The sequence below is a fragment of the Agrobacterium sp. 16-172Ci genome (assembly GCF_053522725.1).
The window spans coordinates 170,105-190,036 of record NZ_JBNWBW010000002.1; the positions used below are offsets into that span (position 1 = coordinate 170,105).

General features: G+C 60.6%; 9 protein-coding genes. 7 read left to right on the plus strand and 2 right to left on the minus strand.

Annotation, left to right across the window (positions count from 1 at the left end; all coding sequences use genetic code 11):
* The first annotated feature begins 139 nt into the window (after positions 1-139).
* Positions 140-8,635 carry a GH36-type glycosyl hydrolase domain-containing protein gene (locus ACQZ40_RS03815; protein WP_448747428.1) on the plus strand — a complete coding sequence of 2,832 codons (8,496 nt, stop codon included), beginning with the start codon at positions 140-142 and terminating at the stop codon, positions 8,633-8,635.
* 172 nt (positions 8,636-8,807) lie between these two features.
* On the opposite strand, the gene ACQZ40_RS03820 is transcribed toward ACQZ40_RS03815, so the two are convergent.
* Positions 8,808-9,227, minus strand: a complete 420-nt coding sequence (locus tag ACQZ40_RS03820; protein WP_448747429.1) for a hypothetical protein — start codon at positions 9,225-9,227, stop codon at positions 8,808-8,810.
* A 36-nt stretch (positions 9,228-9,263) separates the two neighbouring features.
* The gene (locus tag ACQZ40_RS03825) at positions 9,264-11,030 is read right to left on the minus strand and encodes a glucan ABC transporter ATP-binding protein/ permease (protein WP_003520317.1); all 1,767 of its coding nucleotides are present in this window, start codon (positions 11,028-11,030) and stop codon (positions 9,264-9,266) included.
* Between the two features lie 339 nt (positions 11,031-11,369).
* Here ACQZ40_RS03825 and ACQZ40_RS03830 point away from each other — a divergent pair, with 339 nt between their 5' ends.
* From ACQZ40_RS03830 to ACQZ40_RS03855, 6 genes are all read left to right on the plus strand, one after another.
* Positions 11,370-12,107 (plus strand): helix-turn-helix transcriptional regulator, encoded by a 738-nt coding sequence (locus tag ACQZ40_RS03830; RefSeq protein WP_065656899.1) that lies wholly within the window; start codon positions 11,370-11,372, stop codon positions 12,105-12,107.
* A 106-nt stretch (positions 12,108-12,213) separates the two neighbouring features.
* Positions 12,214-15,675: a pyruvate carboxylase gene (gene pyc, locus ACQZ40_RS03835; protein WP_433822588.1), complete on the plus strand. Its 3,462-nt coding sequence runs from the start codon at positions 12,214-12,216 to the stop codon at positions 15,673-15,675.
* Positions 15,676-15,802: 127 nt separating this feature from the next.
* Positions 15,803-16,603, plus strand: coding sequence for a DeoR/GlpR family DNA-binding transcription regulator (locus tag ACQZ40_RS03840; protein WP_448747430.1), 801 nt, complete (start codon positions 15,803-15,805; stop codon positions 16,601-16,603).
* A 12-nt stretch (positions 16,604-16,615) separates the two neighbouring features.
* Entirely contained in the window at positions 16,616-17,806 is a 1,191-nt protein-coding gene (locus ACQZ40_RS03845) for an MFS transporter (RefSeq protein WP_433822586.1), read from the plus strand.
* 120 nt (positions 17,807-17,926) lie between these two features.
* Complete coding sequence (ispG, locus tag ACQZ40_RS03850) at positions 17,927-19,177, plus strand: flavodoxin-dependent (E)-4-hydroxy-3-methylbut-2-enyl-diphosphate synthase (protein ID WP_020010805.1); 1,251 nt, start codon at positions 17,927-17,929, stop codon at positions 19,175-19,177.
* A 66-nt stretch (positions 19,178-19,243) separates the two neighbouring features.
* A complete protein-coding gene (locus ACQZ40_RS03855) occupies positions 19,244-19,906 on the plus strand; it encodes an OmpA family protein (protein ID WP_448747431.1) in 663 nt (220 codons plus the stop codon).
* Positions 19,907-19,932 lie beyond the last annotated feature (26 nt).

The window sequence follows — 19,932 nt, forward strand, 5'->3', positions numbered from 1 at the left end:
CACAGCGTCCGGTCCGGTTCACCGAAGGTTCAGGATAAGTCATAAATATAGCGTTGCCCGATTTTCGTGTGTGTTCCCGCCACGGACGAAATGCCGGTCAAGTCGAACAAGTTTCCATAAAGTTCAGAATACGAGCCCGATGTCATTTCATATTACCCCGACCGCCGCCGCCCGTGATTCCGAGACGAAGCAGATCGATCACAACGATTCGATCCGCGCGTCCTATATGACGGTGGAGGAACTGCATGATGCGGGCGCCGCGCTTTCGCGCGATGGCGCCGACAGTCTTCCCGGCTTCATGGAGTTCGATTTCTTCGAGCGTCATCGCGAGAACGAGAAGGAAATCCTCAGGGTCTATCGTACCACGGCCGTCGATGCGGAAAATGGCGCGACGATAACGCCGGCGGCGGAATGGCTGCTCGACAATCACTACGTCATCGAAGAGGCGATCCAGGAAGTCCGCCGGGATTTTCCGCGCAAGTTCTACCGCCAGCTACCGACGATGACGGTAGGCGGCGTGACGATCCCGCGGGTCATGGCGCTCGGCTGGCTTTATGTCGCCCATACCCACAGCACGGTTTCGCGCGAAAACATGACGGCGCTGGTGGATGGCTACCAGACCTCGAAGACGCTGCAGATCGGCGAATTGTGGGCTTTGCCGTCGATCATCCGTTTCGTCCTCATCGAAAATCTCCGCCGCATCTCCATTCGTGTGGAGCGTTCGCGCCGCATGCGCCAGAAGGCGAATGAGGTCGTTGATGAAATCATCCGTCTGAACGATGCCGAGGCGTCGGCCGCGCTTCTCAAGCAGGTCGATTCGCTGGTTGACGATCCGACTTTCGCGACGCAGTTCCTTTATCGTCTCCGCAATGGCTCACAGACCTCCGGTTTGGCGGTTGCGTGGCTTGAAGAGCGTCTTCATGCTGCCGGCACCGATGCCGAAAACGTCATGATGTCGGAACATAATCGCCTGGCATCCGGCAATGTGACGATGGGCAACATCGTCAAGAGCCTGCGCGAAATTGACGATACCGAATGGTCGGTGTGGTTCGAGGAAGTCAGCCACATCGACAAGGTTCTGCGCGAAGAGACCGACTACGAGGTTCTCGATTTCGGTTCGCGCAACACCTACCGCAACACGATCGAACTTCTGGCGCGCCGTTCTCCCAAGACCGAAGTCGAGGTTGCGCGCGCCGCCGTCGAAATGGCGCGTTCGGAGACGCCGGCGGGTGCGGATGAAACCCATCGCGTCAATGTCGGCTCCGTGCTCGTCGGCCAGCGCCGCTTCGAGCTTGAAAAGGCTTTGGGTTACCGGCCGCTGGTGTCGCAGCGTATCGTGCGCTCGATGCGCAAGTTCAACTGGCTGGCAATCGCCGCGCCGGTCCTTCTCATCACCGCGCTCGCCATGCTCGCTGTCGGCTGGTTCCTGGCGCAGGCGGGCATGCCCTGGTATGTCGTGACCGCCTTCCTGCTGATGTTCGCATTGCCGGCATCCGAAGGCGCGACCGGCCTCTTCAACACCCTCGTCACCTTCTTCGTGAAACCGTTCCGGCTGGTCGGATACGAGTTCAAGAACGGCATTCCGCAGGACGCCCGCACATTGGTCGCCGTGCCCTGCATGCTGACCAGCCGCGACAGTGTCGACGAGATGATGCGCAATATCGAAGTGCATTATCTCGCCAATCCGCATGGCGAGATCTACTTCTCGCTGGTGAGCGACTGGCGCGACGCGCAATACGAGCAGTCCGACGATGACCTCGAGATTCTCGATTATGCCAAGCGCGAGCTTGCGGCGCTGAACAGCCGTTATGCCTTTGATGGCAAGACGCGCTTTTACCTGCTGCACCGCCGCCGCCTCTACAATCCGGCCGAAGGCTGCTGGATGGGCTGGGAGCGCAAGCGCGGCAAGCTGCATGAACTGAACATGCTGCTGCGCGGCGACAAGGATACGACCTTCCTCGGCGGCGCGAACGTCGTGCCGGAGGGCGTGAAATACGTCATGACACTGGATGCCGATACGCGCCTGATGCGCGATGCGGTGACCAAGCTCGTCGGCAAGATGCACCACCCGATCAATCGCCCGGTGATCGATCCGGTATCCGGACGGGTTGTCGAAGGCTACGGTCTGCTGCAGCCGCGGGTGACACCTTCGCTGACGACCGGCAAGGATGCCTCTGTCTTCCAGCGCGTTTTCTCGATCAACCGCGGTATCGATCCTTACGTCTTTACCGTTTCCGACGTCTATCAGGACCTGACCTCCGAAGGTACCTTTACCGGCAAGGGCCTTTACGATGTGGATGCCTTCGAGGCGGCGCTGAAGGGCCGCATCGAGGAAAACTCCATCCTCAGTCACGATCTGCTCGAAGGCTCCTTTGCGCGCTGTGCGCTGGTGACCGATGTGGAACTGGTGGAGGACTTCCCGACCCGTTATGAGGTGGAAGTGTCGCGCCAGCATCGCTGGGCGCGTGGCGACTGGCAGCTTCTGCCCTTTATCCTCGATCGTGCCCGTGGCGTTACCGCCATCGGCCGCTGGAAGATGGTCGACAATCTGCGTCGCTCGCTGACGCCGATCGCCTGGTTCTTCGCCTCGATCCTCGGCTGGTATTTCATGGATCCGCTCGGTGCGTTGATCTGGCAGATCCTGCTGATCTTCTCGCTGTTCGTCGCGCCCACGCTTTCCCTGCTGTCCGGTCTCGTGCCGCGCTCCACCGATATCGTGCCGCAGGCGCATTTCCATACCATCTGGTCGGAAATCCGCGCCACCAATGCGCAGGTTGCGTTGCGCATCGTCTTCATCGCCGATGCCGCCTGCATGATGACGGATGCGATTGCCCGTTCGCTTTACCGCCTGCTCGTCAGCCACAAGCTGATGCTGGAATGGCGTACCGCCGCCAGCATGCAGTCGAGCGCGCAGGGCAGCATCGTCGATTATTATCGCCAGATGTGGCATGCGCCCGTGGTGGCGATGCTTGGCCTGCTGTTTGCGGCGTTGCCGGGCGACAACGCTTTCCTGATCGGCATTCCATTCACGCTGCTCTGGGTTCTGTCCCCCGCCGTTGCCTGGTATGTCAGCCAGTCGGCTGAAACCGAAGACCGGCTGTTCGTTTCGGAACACGTCTCCTTCGAGCTTCGCAAGATCGCGCGTCGCACCTGGCGTTATTACGAGGCCTTCGTGACGCCGCAGGAAAACCACCTGCCGCCGGACAACTTCCAGGAAACGCCGGAACCGATCGTTGCTTCGCGTACCTCGCCGACCAATATCGGCGTCTATCTGCTCTCCGTCATCTCGGCGCGTCAGTTCGGCTGGATCAGCTTTGCCGATACGCTGGAGCGGATCGAGAACACGATCCAGACTGTCGAGAAGATGGAAAAATATCGTGGCCATCTCTACAACTGGTATCACACCGACACGTTGCAGACGCTTGGACCGCGCTATGTTTCGGCGGTCGATAGCGGCAACCTCGCCGGTCACCTTATTGCGGTTTCGTCTGCCTGCCGTGATTGGGCAGAAGCGCCGTCCGCGCATCTTCAGGGTAATCTGGACGGTATCGGCGATCTTGCCGGCATTCTGCGCGAAACGCTGAAGGCGCTGCCCGACGACCGCAAGAACCTGCGCCCGCTGCATCGCCGCCTCGAGGAGCGCATCATCGGCTTCTCGAACGCTCTGGCCTCCGTCAAGCGCGAGCATGAATTCGCCTCGATCCGCGTCATCAATCTCGCGGTTCTTGCGCGCGATATCCAGAAACTCGCAACCAACGTCGATCACGAGGTGAAATCCGCGCAGAGCGCGGAAGTGACGCGCTGGGCGCAATTGCTCGTCGATTGCTGCGAGGCGCATATTTCAGACAGCGCCATCGACCTCACCAATATGGAGCCGCTGCGCCAGCGCCTCGCATCGCTGCGCGACCGTAGCCGTAACCTCGCCTTCTCGATGGATTTCACCTTCCTTTACCGCAAGGATCGCCGTCTTCTGTCGATTGGCTACCGCGTCGAAAGCAAGGAGTTGGACGAGGCTTGCTACGACCTTCTGGCTTCCGAATGCCGCCTGACCAGCCTCTTCGCCATCGCCAAGGGCGATCTGCCGACCGAGCACTGGTACCGCCTCGGCCGCCAGGTCGTGCCGATTGGTGCGCAGGGTGCGCTGGTCTCCTGGTCCGGCTCGATGTTCGAATATCTGATGCCGCCGCTCGTCATGCAGGAGCGTCAGGGTGGCATCCTCAACCAGACCAATAATCTGATCGTCAAGGAACAGATGAACCACGGCCGTCGTCTCGGCACGCCATGGGGCATTTCCGAAGCGGCGTTCAACGCCCGCGATCACAACATGAACTACCAGTACACCAACTTCGGTGTGCCGACGCTTGGCCTCAAGCGTGGCCTTGGCCAGAATGCGGTGATCGCACCTTACGCATCGATCCTCGCCAGCCAGTATGATCCCGATGGTGCGCTTGAGAACCTCGACAAGCTGCGCAAGCTTGGCGCTCTCGGCCAGTACGGTTTCCATGACGCGGTGGATTTCACGCCGACACGTGTGCCGGATGGCAAGGTCTGCGCGGTGGTCTACAATTATTATGCACACCACCACGGCATGTCGATTGCGGCCGTCGCCAACGTCGCCTTTGACGGCGTGCTGCGCGAACTCTTCCACTCCGATCCGGTGATCGAGGCGGCAGAACTGCTGCTGCAGGAAAAGGCGCCGCGCGAAGTGCCGGTCATGAGCGCCAAATACGAGCCGGAAACCCCCGGCAAGGAACAGGCGGACTTGTTGCGTGCGGAAGTTCGTTCCATCACCGACCCGGCCGCGCGCGACCGCGAAGTGGTGTTCCTCTCGAATGGCCACTACTCGACCATGCTCACCTCGACGGGTGCCGGTTATTCGAAGTGGAACGGCCAGGCCATTTCCCGCTGGAAGGCCGACCCGACCGACGACCGCTGGGGCACCTTCATCTTCCTGCGCGACACCACCAATGGACAATGGTGGAGTGCGACGGCCGAGCCGCGTGTCATCGAAGGTGAAAAGACCAAGACGATCTTCACCGATGACAAGGCCGAGTTCCACAAGACCACCGGCGATCTGCAAAGCGTTGTCGAATGCATCGTCGCCACCGAGCACGATGCCGAAGGCCGCCGCGTCACTCTGCTCAATGTCGGTTCCGAGGATCGCTATATCGAAGTGACCTCCTATTTGGAGCCGGTCATTGCGTCGGAGGATGACGACAATGCCCATCCGCTGTTCTCGCGCATGTTCGTGCAGACGGAGATCGGCCGCCGCGGCGACGTTATCCGCGCCTGGCGCAACCGCCGCAGCCCGAACGAACCCGGCACCGTCATCGCGCACCTGGCGGCTGACAATGCCGGCCCGTCTCGCCCGACGGAATTCGAGACGGATCGCGCCAAGTTCATCGGCCGCGGACGCTCGCTGCGCGAAGCGGCGGCTTTCGATGCCGGTGCGACGCTTTCCAGCACCGACGGCTTCACGCTTGATCCGATCCTGTCGCTGCGCCGCACCGTGCGGGTGCCGGCGGGCAAGAAGGTGAGCGTGATCTTCTGGACGATTGCCGCGCCGAGCCGCGAGGAAGTCGACAAGGCAATCGACCGTTATCGTCATCCGGACGCCTTCGCGCATGAACTGGTGCATGCCTGGACGCGTACGCAGGTGCAGATGCGCCATGTGGGCGTCACCTCGCAGCAGGCGGCCGCCTTCCAGCATCTCGGCCGTTATCTGACCTATCCGGACATGCATCTGCGTGCGGATTCGGAAACGCTGAAAACGGGTCTCGCGTCGCAGCGCGCCTTGTGGCCGCTTGCGATTTCGGGCGATTTCCCGATCTTCAGCCTGCGCATCAACGACGATATGGACATGGATATCGCCCGTGAAGCGCTGAGCGCCCATGAATATCTGCGTTCACGCGGTGTGATCTTCGATCTCGTCATCGTCAACGAACGGGCTGCGTCCTATGCGCAGGACATGCAGCATGCACTCGATCATATTTCCGAGGCGCAGCGCCGCATCAATCCCGCCGATGGCGGACGTCCGCACGTCTTCTCGGTGCGCCGCGACCTGATGGATGAAGAAACCTGGAGCGCGCTTCTCGCCGCTTCCCGCGTCGTTCTCCACGTGCGCAACGGCAAGATCGTCGACCAGATCAACCGTGCGGTATCGCTGTTTGCGGCCCATCGCGGCCCCGACGGCACGAGCGACGCAGCACAGGCCCGTCTGCCTGTTCCGGTCTTCCCTGTGGCGGAGCCGGTGGAAGATGCGGGCGACCTCGATTTCTGGAACGGTTTCGGCGGTTTTGCCAGAAGCGGTCAGGAATATGTCGTGCGCCTCAATGGCGGGCAGTCCACGCCGCATCCATGGATCAACGTCATCTCGAACGAGAATTTCGGCTTCCATATTTCGGCCGAAGGCGCCGGTTTCAGCTGGAGCCGCAATTCGCGCGACTATCAGCTGACGCCCTGGAGCAACGATCCGGTCATCAACCGGCCGGGTGAGGCCTTCTATGTCGCCGATGTGGAGACAGGAAAGCTCTATACGCCCTGCGCCGCGCTTTCGCGCGATCCCGAAGCCATGTTCGAAACCCGCCATGGTCTCGGGTACTCCGTGCTGACGGGCGTGGCCGATACGCTTGAGGTGGAGCTGACGCAGACCGTGGACCGTGAAAAACCGGTCAAACTCTCGCAGGTCATCGTTCGCAACAAGGGCTCGAAAAGCCGCCGTCTGAAGGTCTATGCCTATGTGGAATGGGTGCTCGGCAATAACGGCCAGAAATCTGCGCCGTTCATTCTGAGCAGGCATGATGCCGGCAACAATGCGATCTTCGCGTCGAACCCCTACAGCATCGACTATAGCGCCCGCACGGCCTTCCTGACGCTCGACAGCGAAGCGAGCGGCTTCACGACCAGTCGCCGGGAATTCATCGGCCGCTTTGGGTCGGCGCAGGCGCCGCAGGGCATCGTGTCAGGTGCCGCACTCAGCGGCAGCACGGAGGTCGACGGCGATCCCTGTGCCGCGCTGATGCAGGAAATCCACCTAAAGCCCGGCGAAGAACGGCACATGACCTTCATTCTCGGCGATGCCGACAATGCGGAAGAGGCCGAGGCGCTGGTGAAGGATGTTCGTAAGGCGGACTTCCAGACGGTGCTGGATGAGAGCAAGGCGTTCTGGACGGGCTTTACCGGCCAGTTGCAGGTTTCCACGCCTGATTCCGGCTTCAACCACATGGTCAACAACTGGCTGCCCTATCAGGCGCTGGCATGCCGCATTCTGGCGCGTACTGCCTTCTACCAGTCGAGCGGTGCTTTCGGCTTCCGCGACCAGTTGCAGGATACTCTGGCCTTCCTGCTCTACCAGCCGGATCTCGCCCGCAAGCAGATCCTGCGTGCGGCAGGCCGCCAGTTCCCGGAAGGCGATGTGCAGCACTGGTGGCTGCCGCTGACGGGCGCCGGTGTTCGTACCACCATTTCGGACGATGTGGTCTGGCTCGCTTATGCGATCAACCAATATGTCTCGGCCACGGGCGATGCTGCCATCCTCGATGAAAGCATCCCCTTCCTGAAGGGGGCGGCATTGATGCCCGGCCAGCATGACGCTTTCTTCCAGCCGGAAACTAGCGACAGATCCGCCACGCTTTACGAGCATGCGGCGCTGGCGCTCGATCTTGCCATTCATCGCACTGGCGAAAATGGCCTGCCGCTGATCCTCGGCGGCGACTGGAACGACGGCATGAACCGTGTCGGCGTGGGCGGCAAGGGCACCAGCGTCTGGCTCGGCTGGTTCCTGTCCGGAGCGTTGCGCGATTTCATCGAGATTGCGGAAAAGCGTGGCGATACCGACCGCGTCGGCAAATGGGCGGCGCACCGGGAAAAGCTGCGCAATGCGCTGGAAACAGCTGGTTGGGATGGCAGCTACTACCGGCGCGGTTATTTCGATGACGGCACGCCGCTCGGTTCCGCCGAAAGCGAGGAATGCCGGATCGATTCGCTCGGCCAGAGCTGGAGCGTTCTCTCCGGCGAAGGCGAAGAGGCTCGGTCGCGGCAGGCAATGGATGCCGTCATGGAGCATCTGGTCGATGAGCAGACTGGCATTATCCGGCTGTTCACGCCGCCCTTCTCGCGTGCGCCGCATGATCCGGGTTACATCAAGGGATATCCGCCGGGTGTGCGCGAAAACGGCGGACAATATACCCATGCGGCGACCTGGGTGGTTCTTGCCCTTGCGAAGCAGGGTCGGGCGCAGGAGGCATGGAACTGCTTCAAGTTGCTTAACCCCGTCAATCACGCGCTCGATACGGCAGCATCGGAAACCTATCGGGTCGAACCCTATGTGGTGACTGCGGATGTCTACGGTGAAGGCGCTTATGCAGGCCGTGGCGGCTGGAGCTGGTACACGGGTTCCGCCGGGTGGCTCTACCGCGCTGCTGTCGAGGGTATTCTCGGCATCACCCGCACCGACGGCAAGCTGCATATTTCGCCGTCGCTGCCGGAGGACTGGAGCGGCTTCTCGGTGAAGATCACGCTCGACGGCAGGGCCAGGGATATCGTCGTAAGCCGCAAGGCCGATACGGCGGAAGTCTCCGTTTCCGTCGATGGTAAGGCCCTGTCGGCAGGTGATCGGGTGATCCCCTTCGACTGAGACGATCAGGTTTCCGTTCGCCTTTAAACTCAGGCTCCCGTGGTAACGCGGGGGCCTGAATCTTTATGGGGCTACCCTGGCCTCCGACTCAGTCTGTGGGTCGGATCATGGCACGGAAGCCCGGACCTAGTTCGCAGCGTCGGCTGGAAGCTCCCGCAGCACCGGGATAGGGTCATATTGGCGAAGGTTTTGATGGCGCGGTGCCGGATCGTCCGGTGCGGACTGTCTCGTCAATCTTTTCGAGAAAAGCAGCCGTCGCGAATAGTCGGTCGATCGGAAGGGAGTTATCTTGCAATTCAGCGCATCTTTCACAGAACTTGCACTGTTGGCGTTGCTCGCCATTCTTTCCCTGTCGTTGTCGTGTTGGCTGGCGCGTTACCCACGGAAAACGAGCGTCGGAGTAATGCTTGGCGTGGTGCTCGGAGTTTTCCTGACCAATCTCGCAGCAGGCATTGTCCTTTCTGGGAAATGTCCTCCCCTTCGGGCAGATCGATTTCTGGCTGGCAAGTTCCCTGACCGGAATTCTCCAATAGGCGACCTGTGATCTGGCGGGGCCGTCGGGAAGCGCACAAAGAAAAAGGGCGGACAACATGCTGTCCGCCCTGTCTTCATTCCGTCAGCCAGACCCTCAGGAGGCAATGGCCTTTGGCCGGGGCTGCTGGTTTTCGTCTTCCGTCAGCAGGCCGCTGGTGCGCAGCAGCGAGGTAAAGCGTCCGCCGCGCTGGCTCAGCTCATCGAAAGTACCCTTTTCGATGATCCGGCCCTGATCGAGGAACAGCACGAGATCGGCGTCGCGAACCGTGGAAAGGCGGTGGGCGATGATGAAGGTTGTACGGTTCTTTCTCAGCGCATCCACGGCGGCCTTCACGCGGGCTTCCGTTTCCACGTCGAGCGCGCTGGTCGCTTCGTCCAGAACCAGAATGGGAGCGTTCTTCAGTATGGCGCGGGCAATGGCGATGCGCTGGCGTTCGCCGCCGGACAGGCGGTTGCCGCGTTCACCCACCTGGGTCAGATAGCCGTTGATGCGGCTATCGATGAAATCCGTCGCCGCCGCTGCTGCCGCTGCTTCCACCACTTCCGCATCGGTGGCCGATTCACGGCCGAGGCGGATGTTTTCGCGAATGGAGCGGTTCAGCAGGCCGGCATCCTGAAACACCGTGGCGATGGAGTTGCGGAGCGAATTTTTCGTCACCGTCGAAATATCGGTCCCATCGATCAGAATCTGGCCGGAATCGGGATCGTAGACCCGCTGCAGGAGATTGATGAGCGTGGTCTTGCCGGCACCTGTCGGTCCGACGATCGCGACTGTCTCGCCGGCCTTGGCCGTGAACGAAACGTCGTGAACGCCCTGCTTGGTGTTGGCGAAACCGAAATTGATGTTGCGGAACTCCACGGTGCCGGAGACATTCGACAATTCGCGCGCATCGCCCGGCTCTTCCCGTTCCTTGACGGAATCTTCCAGCACGAAGAAATCCTCGAGCTTGGCGCGGGCTTCGAAAATCTGCGTCACGAATTGGCGCATCTGGTCCAGACGGCCGATCAGGAGATTAGCGAAACCGATGAAGGCGATGACATCGCCGACGCGCAACTCGCCGTTCTTCACCAGCACGGTGCCGATGACGAGGATGATCATCATCGAAACGGTGGAGGCCGTGCGGTTCAAAGCACTTGCAAAGGCCCACCAGTCGAGCACCGGATATTGCGCGCTCAGCAGCTTTTCGGTGAAAGATTTCAGCGCCTTCGTTTCGGCCTCGATGCGGTTGTAGCTGTGCAGCACCGAGACGTTGCTGATGGAATCGCTGACATGGGCAAAAACGCTGTGATAGTGTTCTTCGACCGAAGCCTGGCCGTCCTTGGTGCGGCCCATCACCCACTTGCCGATGAACCAGTAGACGATACCGAGGCCGATCAGCACGAAGCTGAGGCGCAGGTCCATGGACATGGCGGTCGGGACGAGCAGCACCAGTGCGACGAAGGTGGCCAGATGCGTGCGCATGAATTCGAGCCAGAGGCCGAACAGCGTTTCGCTGGCGCGCAGCAGCGTGTGGAGGGCATTGGATGTGCCGCGCTGATGGTGCCAGGAAAGCGGCATGGAGATGATGCGCCCGAAGGCTTCCGTCAGCAGCGAAGCGCGCCGGCCATGGGCCAGCCGGTCCGCCTCGCGGGCGACAGCCACATAAGCGACAGTGTTGAAGACACCGAAACCCGCCCAAAGAATGAGAATGGGCGTGACGTTGGTGCCGGAAGAGATGGCGTCGATGATCCGGCCGAACAGCACCGGTTCGGCGATGGTGATCGCTGCAAGAATGACGTTGGCGATGACGACCACCGTCACCCGCCATTTATGTACGGTCAGATAGCGCAGAGCGCGTGTGTAAACCTGAAACAAGGTCAAATTTTCAATCCAGTCCGAGCGTCTTTTTCGAGCGGTTGTTTGTTCGGTCTCAAGGCAAGTTATTTTAGCAAGGTTGCATGAGACGGCGAAATTTGTGTAATTATCGCTCTTTCTGTCTGAATGGCGGCTTAACAGATTGACCGCGCGTGCGAACCGAAAAAAACCGAACCCGATGTTTCCCGGGGACTGCCGTCACAAGATTTCGCATCTTCGTTTCAGGGATTGCTAACGACGATATGTTCAATCTCAACCGACCGGCGCCCGAGTAACATGACGTCATCGCGGGACCACGTCCTTCGTGTCATTCCCTTCAAGCCAAGCTCCGGACCCCGTGTCTTTATGCATGATATTCTTCACTTCATCTCTGCGTGTTACCAGACGGGAAGCGCCGACCGCGTTCGTTCCGAATTTGCAACGCTCATTCGCGAATACGGTTTCGACTATTTTCTTGTCAGCAGGCGGATGACCGGGGAGCTCGCCTCCACCGGACACATCCTTGCGCAACATCTGCCCGAAGGCTGGCTGGAGGTCTACAGGGCCAAGAAATACAATCTCGTCGATCCCGTCCGCAAGGTGATCGGCATGGTGCACAAGCCGTTTCAGTGGAAGGAAGCGCTGGACGGCCTACCACGTGCGATGCATCGCAAAAGGGCGAGCGTCTTTTTCCACGATGCCGGCCGGTACGGTCTGCAGGGTGGTTACGCCTTCCCCGTGCATGGCCGCGCGGGCTTCATCGGTGCGGTCTTCATTGGCGGTCAGGATCGGCAATTGCCCTCTTTGCAGGTGGAACTTCTGGATGCGGCCACGCGTGCCGTATTCTGGCGCCTGCTCGATCTTTCCGGTCAGTCCCACGGCTTCAGCAATGCTCCTGACGTTTCCGCTCTCGAGCTTACGAGGCGCGAAATGGAGGTGCTGACGCTGATGGCGGACGGCATGACCTCCACCGAAATTGGACGCCAACTATCGATCTCCAACCACACGGTCGATTGGTATATCAACGGAATTCAGCGCCGTTTCAGCGCAAAGAACCGGCAGCATACAGTGGCACTTGCTTTTCGTCATGGTTTGCTGAGCTAGCGCAAACAGGACAGTTCTCGCCGGAATTGCCCTTTCCAAGACCGGGTTTTGCTGCTTAATTCCGCAGTGCAGCAGAAATTTTGTTTTGGCGTGTGGGGAGACCGTCTTGAAAATATCGAAAATACTTGTTGCCAACCGATCCGAAATTGCGATCCGTGTTTTCCGGGCAGCGAACGAGCTTGGGATTAAAACCGTTGCGATTTGGGCGGAAGAGGACAAGCTGTCTTTGCACCGCTTCAAGGCGGACGAATCCTATCAGGTCGGCAGGGGGCCGCATCTCGCCAAGGATATGGGACCGATCGAGAGCTATCTTTCGATCGAGGAGGTCATTCGCGTAGCCAAGCTCTCCGGAGCGGACGCGATCCATCCCGGTTACGGTCTTCTGTCTGAAAGCCCTGAATTCGTGGAGGCCTGCAACAAGGCCGGCATCACCTTCATCGGACCGACGGCAGATACCATGCGCCAGCTCGGCAACAAGGTGGCTGCGCGCAATCTGGCGATCTCGGTCAACGTCCCCGTTGTTCCCGCTACCGATCCGCTGCCCGACGATATGGCGGAAGTGGAGCGCATGGCCGAGGAAATCGGCTATCCGGTCATGCTGAAAGCCTCCTGGGGCGGCGGCGGACGAGGCATGCGCGCCATCCGGAGAAGAGAGGATCTTGCCCGAGAGGTGACGGAAGCCAAGCGCGAGGCGAAAGCCGCCTTCGGCAAGGATGAGGTCTATCTGGAAAAGCTGGTCGAGCGTGCTCGCCACGTCGAAAGCCAGATTCTCGGCGATACGCATGGCAATGTCGTGCATCTGTTCGAGCGTGATTGTTCGATCCAGCGCCGCAATCAAAAGGTGGTCGAGCGTGCACCCGCGCCCTATCTCACCGAAGCGCAGCGTCAGGAACTTGCGGCCTACTCCCTGAAGATCGCCGCCGCCACCAGCTATATCGGCGCCGGCACGGTCGAATATCTGATGGATGCCGATACCGGCAAATTCTACTTCATCGAGGTCAATCCGCGCATCCAGGTGGAGCATACCGTCACCGAAGTCGTTACCGGTATCGATATCGTCAAGGCGCAGATCCATATTCTCGAAGGCGCTGCCATCGGCACTGCGGAATCCGGCGTGCCGCGCCAGGAGGATATCCGTCTCAACGGCCATGCGCTGCAGTGCCGTATCACCACTGAAGACCCGGAACATAACTTCATTCCGGATTACGGCCGTATCACCGCCTACCGTTCCGCCTCTGGCTTCGGCATCCGTCTGGATGGCGGCACTTCCTATACCGGCGCTGTCATCACCCGCTATTACGATCCGCTGCTCGTCAAGGTAACGGCCTGGGCGCCGCAACCGGATGAGGCGATCAACCGCATGGACCGCGCGCTGCGCGAATTCCGTATTCGCGGCGTCGCGACCAACCTCACCTTCCTCGAAGCCATCATCGGTCACGACAGTTTCCGCAACAACACCTATACGACCCGCTTCATCGATTCGACGCCGGAACTGTTTGCGCAGGTCAAGCGTCAGGACCGCGCCACCAAGCTCCTGACCTATCTTGCCGACGTGACCGTCAACGGCCACCCGGAAACCAAGGGTCGCGCCAGGCCGTCCGAAAAAGCGGCAAAGCCCGTCGTGCCTTATATCGATGCGCCGACGCCCGATGGCACCAAGCAGTTGCTGGACAGGCTTGGCCCGAAGAGCTTTGCGGACTGGATGCGCAATGAAAAACGCGTTCTGGTTACCGATACGACCATGCGCGACGGGCACCAGTCGCTGCTGGCCACCCGCGTTCGCACCCATGATATCGCCCGAGTCGCCAGCGTTTACGCCAAGGCGCTGCCGCAGCTTCTCTCGCTGGAATGCTGGGGCGGGGCGACGTTCGACGTTTCCATGCGCTTCCTGACGGAAGACCCATGGGAGCGTCTTGCGCTGATCCGCGAAGGCGCGCCGAACCTGCTGCTGCAGATGCTTCTGCGCGGCGCGAACGGCGTCGGATACAAGAATTATCCGGACAATGTCGTCAAATATTTCGTCCGTCAGGCTGCAAAGGGCGGGGTCGATCTTTTCCGCGTCTTCGACTGCCTGAACTGGGTGGAGAATATGCGCGTCTCGATGGATGCGATTGCCGAGGAGAACAAGCTCTGCGAGGCGACCATCTGCTATACCGGCGATCTGTTGAATTCGGCGCGTCCGAAATACGATCTCAAATATTATACCAACCTTGCCGCCGAGCTTGAAAAGGCCGGGGCTCATATCATCGCCGTCAAGGACATGGCGGGCCTGTTGAAACCGGCCGCCGCCAGGGTTCTGTTCAAGGCGCTGCGTGAGGCGACCGGTTTGCCGATCCATTTCCACACCCACGATACCTCGGGCATTTCCGCCGCGACCGTTCTTGCGGCCGTGGATGCCGGTGTCGATGCCGTCGATGCCGCAATGGATGCCTTCTCCGGCAATACGTCGCAGCCATGCCTTGGCTCGATCGTGGAGGCGCTGGCGGGGTCGGAACGCGATACGGGTCTCGATACCGAATGGATCCGCCGCATTTCCTTCTACTGGGAGGCCGTGCGCAACCAGTATGCCGCCTTCGAGAGCGATCTCAAGGGACCGGCCTCGGAAGTCTATCTGCATGAAATGCCTGGCGGCCAGTTCACCAACCTCAAGGAACAGGCGCGTTCGCTGGGTCTCGAAAGCCGCTGGCACGAGGTGGCGCAGGCCTATGCCGACGCCAACCGCATGTTCGGCGATATCGTCAAGGTGACGCCGTCCTCCAAGGTCGTCGGTGATATGGCGCTGATGATGGTCAGTCAGGATCTGACGGTGGCCGACGTTGAAAACCCTGATCGTGAAGTGTCTTTCCCGGAATCGGTGGTGTCGATGCTGAAGGGCGATCTTGGGCAGTCGCCCGGCGGCTGGCCGGCAGCCCTGCAGAAAAAGGCGCTGAAGGGCGAAGCGCCCTATACGGTTCGTCCGGGTTCGTTGCTGGAAGATGCTGATCTCGATGCCGAACGGAAAGTGATCGAGACCAAGCTGGAGCGCAAGGTCGACGATTTCGAGTTCGCGTCCTATCTGATGTATCCGAAGGTGTTCACGGATTTCGCGCTGACAGCCGAGACCTATGGCCCTGTGTCAGTGCTGCCCACCCATGCCTATTTCTACGGCATGGAGGATGGCGAAGAACTGTTTGCCGATATCGAACGCGGCAAGACGCTGGTCATCGTCAATCAGGCCTCGTCCGGCACGGATGACAAGGGCATGGTGACGGTATTCTTCGAGATCAACGGCCAGCCCCGCCGCATCAAGGTGCCGGATCGTGCCCATGGCGCTTCCGGCTCCGCCGTGCGCCGCAAGGCCGAACCTGGCAATGCCGTCCATATCGGCGCGCCGATGCCGGGCGTGATCAGCCGCGTCTTCGTCAACCAGGGCCAGGAGGTCAAGGCCGGCGACGTGCTGCTTTCCATCGAGGCCATGAAGATGGAAACCGCGCTTCACGCCGAACGCGACGGCAAGATCGCCGAAGTTCTGGTGCGCCCCGGCGATCAGATCGATGCGAAGGATCTGCTGATCGCTTACGGGGAATAAAGCCGTATCCGATCATCGATGCAGTGTCAGACGCCCGCCTCTCCGGCGGGCGTTTTTTGTTGCGTAGCCGTGAAAACTCGAATATGCATGTTCGTGCACGTTTATTCCGGTTTATGCATGGGTTTCGATGAGCGATCATTTTGTCAGCGAGCGGCAGGCGCTCATCCTTGCGCAGTTACGGCAAAGCGGCCGGGTGCTGGCGCAGGATCTCGCGCAGAATTTCGGCGTTTCCGAAGACACCGTGCGCCGCGACCTGCGTGAGATGGCAGCCCGGGGCGAATGCCTGCGCGTTTATGGCGGAGCGTTGCTTTCCGACAGCAAAACGGTGCCGCTGAAAACGCGGATCGCCGAGGATGCGGACCGCAAGGCCCTGCTGGCGCGCGCCGCTGTCCCGCTTCTCGAGCCGGGCATGGTCGTCTTCATCGATGCCGGTTCCACCAATCTCGCCATTGCAAGGGCGCTTCCGGCCGGGCTCAACCTGACGGTGGTGACGAATACGCCCGCCATTGCCGCTGAACTGACGGGGCGGGCCGATAGCGATCTGGTGCTGATCGGCGGCAAGGTCGATCCGGCCGTAGGTGCTGCGATCGACGCCATGGCGCTTCGGCAGCTCGAACTGATGCGGCCCGATCTCTGCATTCTCGGTGTCTGCGGCGTTGCGGCCGAGACGGGTCTGTCGGCGGATGTTTTCGAGGATGCGGTGTTCAAGCGGCTTGCCTGCAGCGCCAGCCAGCGGATTGTCGCCGCCATCACCAAGGAAAAGCTCGGCCACAGGGCAGCTTTCCATGTGCATGATTTTTCTCCACCTCTTTCCCTCGTGCTGGAACTCGATGCCGACCGCGCATTCGTCGAGGCGCTGTCGGCAAAGGGCGTACAGGTTTATTGCGGCGAAGATGACGCCGTTCAGTTTTCTCATGGTCAAGTCTGAAGGATATTGCCGATGAATGGCCCCACGACATTTTCGCCGACAGGCATACGCTCGTCCTATCTGACGCGGCACAGGCTGGGCGTTTCCCTGCTGTTCTTGATGAACGGTTTCATGATGGGGTCATGGGCGCCCAAGATTCCGGAATTTGCGGCGCGCCTGTCCCTCAGTGAGAGCGCGCTCGGCCTGATCATTCTGGTCTTCGGCATCGGTTCGCTGGTTTTCATGCCGATTGCCGGTTCGCAGATCGCCCGTTTCGGTTCGCGTACGGTCAGTCTCGTCACAGCGGCGATCTTTTTGCCGACTCTGCTTTTCATTTCCTGGGCGGGCACGGTGTGGGCCGGGGTGATTGCGGTGTTTCTGTTCGGCGGGCTGACGGGGGCGATGGATGTCGCCATGAACGCCAATGCGGTAGCGGTGGAACGGGATATGCGCCGCGCCATCATGTCATCGTGCCACGCCTTCTGGAGCCTTGGCGGCCTGATCGGCGCCGGTCTTGGCGGTTATCTCATCACGGCCATCGGTGTGCAGGGACATGCCATTGCGCTGACGGTCATCGCGCTCGTGCTGCTGGTCATCGCGTGGCCGCGCGTCCTTGCGGATCGTCCGCATCCGGAGGAAGAGCGCCCGAAAGGCGGCCTGCCGCTGACGCCGCTGCCGTGGATCATCGGCCTGATGGCGCTGTTCTCGATGATTCCTGAAGGCGCTATCCTCGACTGGGGCGCTCTTTATCTGCGCAATGAACTCGGTGCTTCGGTGTCGCAGTCCGGTTTCGCCTTCGCGGCTTTTTCCATGACCATGGCGGCCATGCGGTTTGCCGGCGATCTGGTGCGTGACCGCTTCGGCGCCGTGACGACCCTGCGCTTCTGTTCGGCCATGTCGATTATCGGTCTTATGATTGCCGGTCTTGCGGGAAATTCCACTATCGCGATCATCGGCTTCGCGATTGCCGGCGTCGGCATTTCCAACATGGTGCCCATTGCCTTTTCCGCCGCCGGCAACATGCCGGGACTGGCGCCCGGCATTGGTCTCTCGGTGGTCACCACCATGGGCTATTCCGGTATTCTGGTGGCGCCGTCCGCCATCGGCTTTATTGCCGAGCATACCGGCCTTGCGAGCGTCTTCATCGCCCTGCCGCTCTTGCATGTGGTGGTTCTGCTGCTTTCGCGGCTCGCCCGCCATGCGGATGGCGCGGGCAAGGAATAGGCGTCTCGAATTTTGCCATGATTGCGGTAAAGTAGAAGCTCTCATGCGTTGGGTGTTGACAAGCAGGCTTGCCTGTTTCACCTCAATTGCCAGACCTTGCCGCAAGCTCCAGAGACCGCCATGACGTCACATGCCGATTACGATCCCAAGCCCCGCCGCGCATCCGTCGCCGTAGACGTGGGCGGTGTCATTGTCGGTGGCGGCGCGCCCGTCGTCGTGCAGTCGATGACCAACACCGATACGGCGGATATCGACGCCACCGTGCAACAGGTGGCGGCGCTCTTCCGGGCCGGTTCGGAAATCGTGCGCATCACCGTCGACCGCGACGAAAGTGCGGCCGCCGTGCCGAAAATCCGCGAGCGGTTGCTGCGGCTTGGGCTTGATGTGCCGCTTGTCGGCGATTTCCATTATATCGGCCACAAGCTTCTGGCCGATCATCCGGCCTGCGCCGAAGCGCTGGCGAAATACCGCATCAATCCGGGCAATGTCGGCTTCAAGGACAAGAAGGACAAGCAGTTCGGCGAGATCGTCGAAATGGCGATCCGCTACGACAAGCCGGTGCGAATCGGCGTCAACTGGGGGTCGCTCGATCAGGAACTTCTGACGACGCTGATGGACAAGAACAAGGAGCAGGGCTTCCCTCTCTCCGCCCGTCAGGTCACGCGTGAGGCCATTGTTCAGTCGGCGCTGATTTCCGCCGAGCTTGCCGAAGAGATCGGCCTGCCGCGCAACCGCATCATCCTGTCGGCCAAGGTCAGCCAGGTGCAGGACCTGATCGCCGTTTATTCAATGCTGTCGGAACGCTCCGACCACGCCCTGCATCTCGGCCTCACCGAAGCGGGCATGGGCTCCAAGGGCATCGTCGCCTCATCCGCCGCCATGGGTTATGTGCTGCAGCACGGCATTGGCGATACGATCCGCGTTTCGCTGACGCCTGAGCCGAATGGCGACCGCACCCGCGAAGTGCAGGTGGCGCAGGAACTGCTGCAGGTCATGGGTTTCCGTCAGTTCATTCCGGTCGTTGCGGCATGTCCCGGCTGCGGGCGCACCACGTCCACCGTCTTTCAGGAACTTGCCCAGAACATCCAGAACGATATTCGCAAGAACATGCCGATCTGGCGTGAGAAATATCCGGGTGTCGAGGCGCTCAACGTTGCCGTCATGGGCTGTATCGTCAACGGCCCCGGTGAAAGCAAACATGCCGATATCGGCATTTCCCTGCCCGGAACCGGCGAAAGCCCGGCAGCGCCCGTTTTTATCGACGGTGAAAAAGCGCTGACCCTGCGTGGTCCCAATATCGCCGCCGATTTTGAAGCGCTTGTGATCGATTACATCGAAAAGCGTTTTGGCCGGAAAGATGCGGCGGAGTAAAGAGTACCGTGAAAAGGCCGGAATTCCACTGTCATACCTCCTGAACCTCTCGGAGCATCAAAACACATGATCAAAAAAATCGCGATCATCGCCCTTTGCGGGACCTATCTTTCCGCCTGCACCACCACCGATCCCTATACGGGTGAGCAGAAGATGTCGAACACGGCGGGCGGCGCCGGCATCGGCGCCGTGGTCGGTGCTCTGGGCGGTCTGGCTGTCGGCGGTTCGCCGACCGGTCGCCGTAATGCCGCGCTTATCGGTGCGGGCATCGGCGCGCTCGCCGGCGGCGCCATCGGTAATTACATGGATGGCCAGGAAGCCGAGCTTCGCGCCCAGCTTCAGGGAACCGGCGTTTCGGTTACCCGCCGTGGCGACAGCATCGTTCTCAACATGCCGTCGAACATCACCTTTGCGACGGACCAGGATCAGGTCATCCCGCCATTCTATCAGACGCTCGATTCCGTCGCCATCGTGCTGAACAAGTTCAACCGCACGCTCATCGACATCAACGGCCATACCGATTCGACCGGCAGTGCCGGTTACAATCAGGGTCTTTCGGAGCGTCGTGCCGCATCGGTCGCCAATTATCTCGGCGCGCGCGGCGTCGATCAGCGCCGTATTTCGACGCTCGGCTTCGGCCCGTCGCAGCCGATCGCTTCGAATGCAACGCCGGATGGCCGCGCTCAGAACCGTCGCGTCGAAGTGCTGATTTCGCCGCTCAAGGGCTGATTGGGTGATGAAAAGCTGAGTGGAAG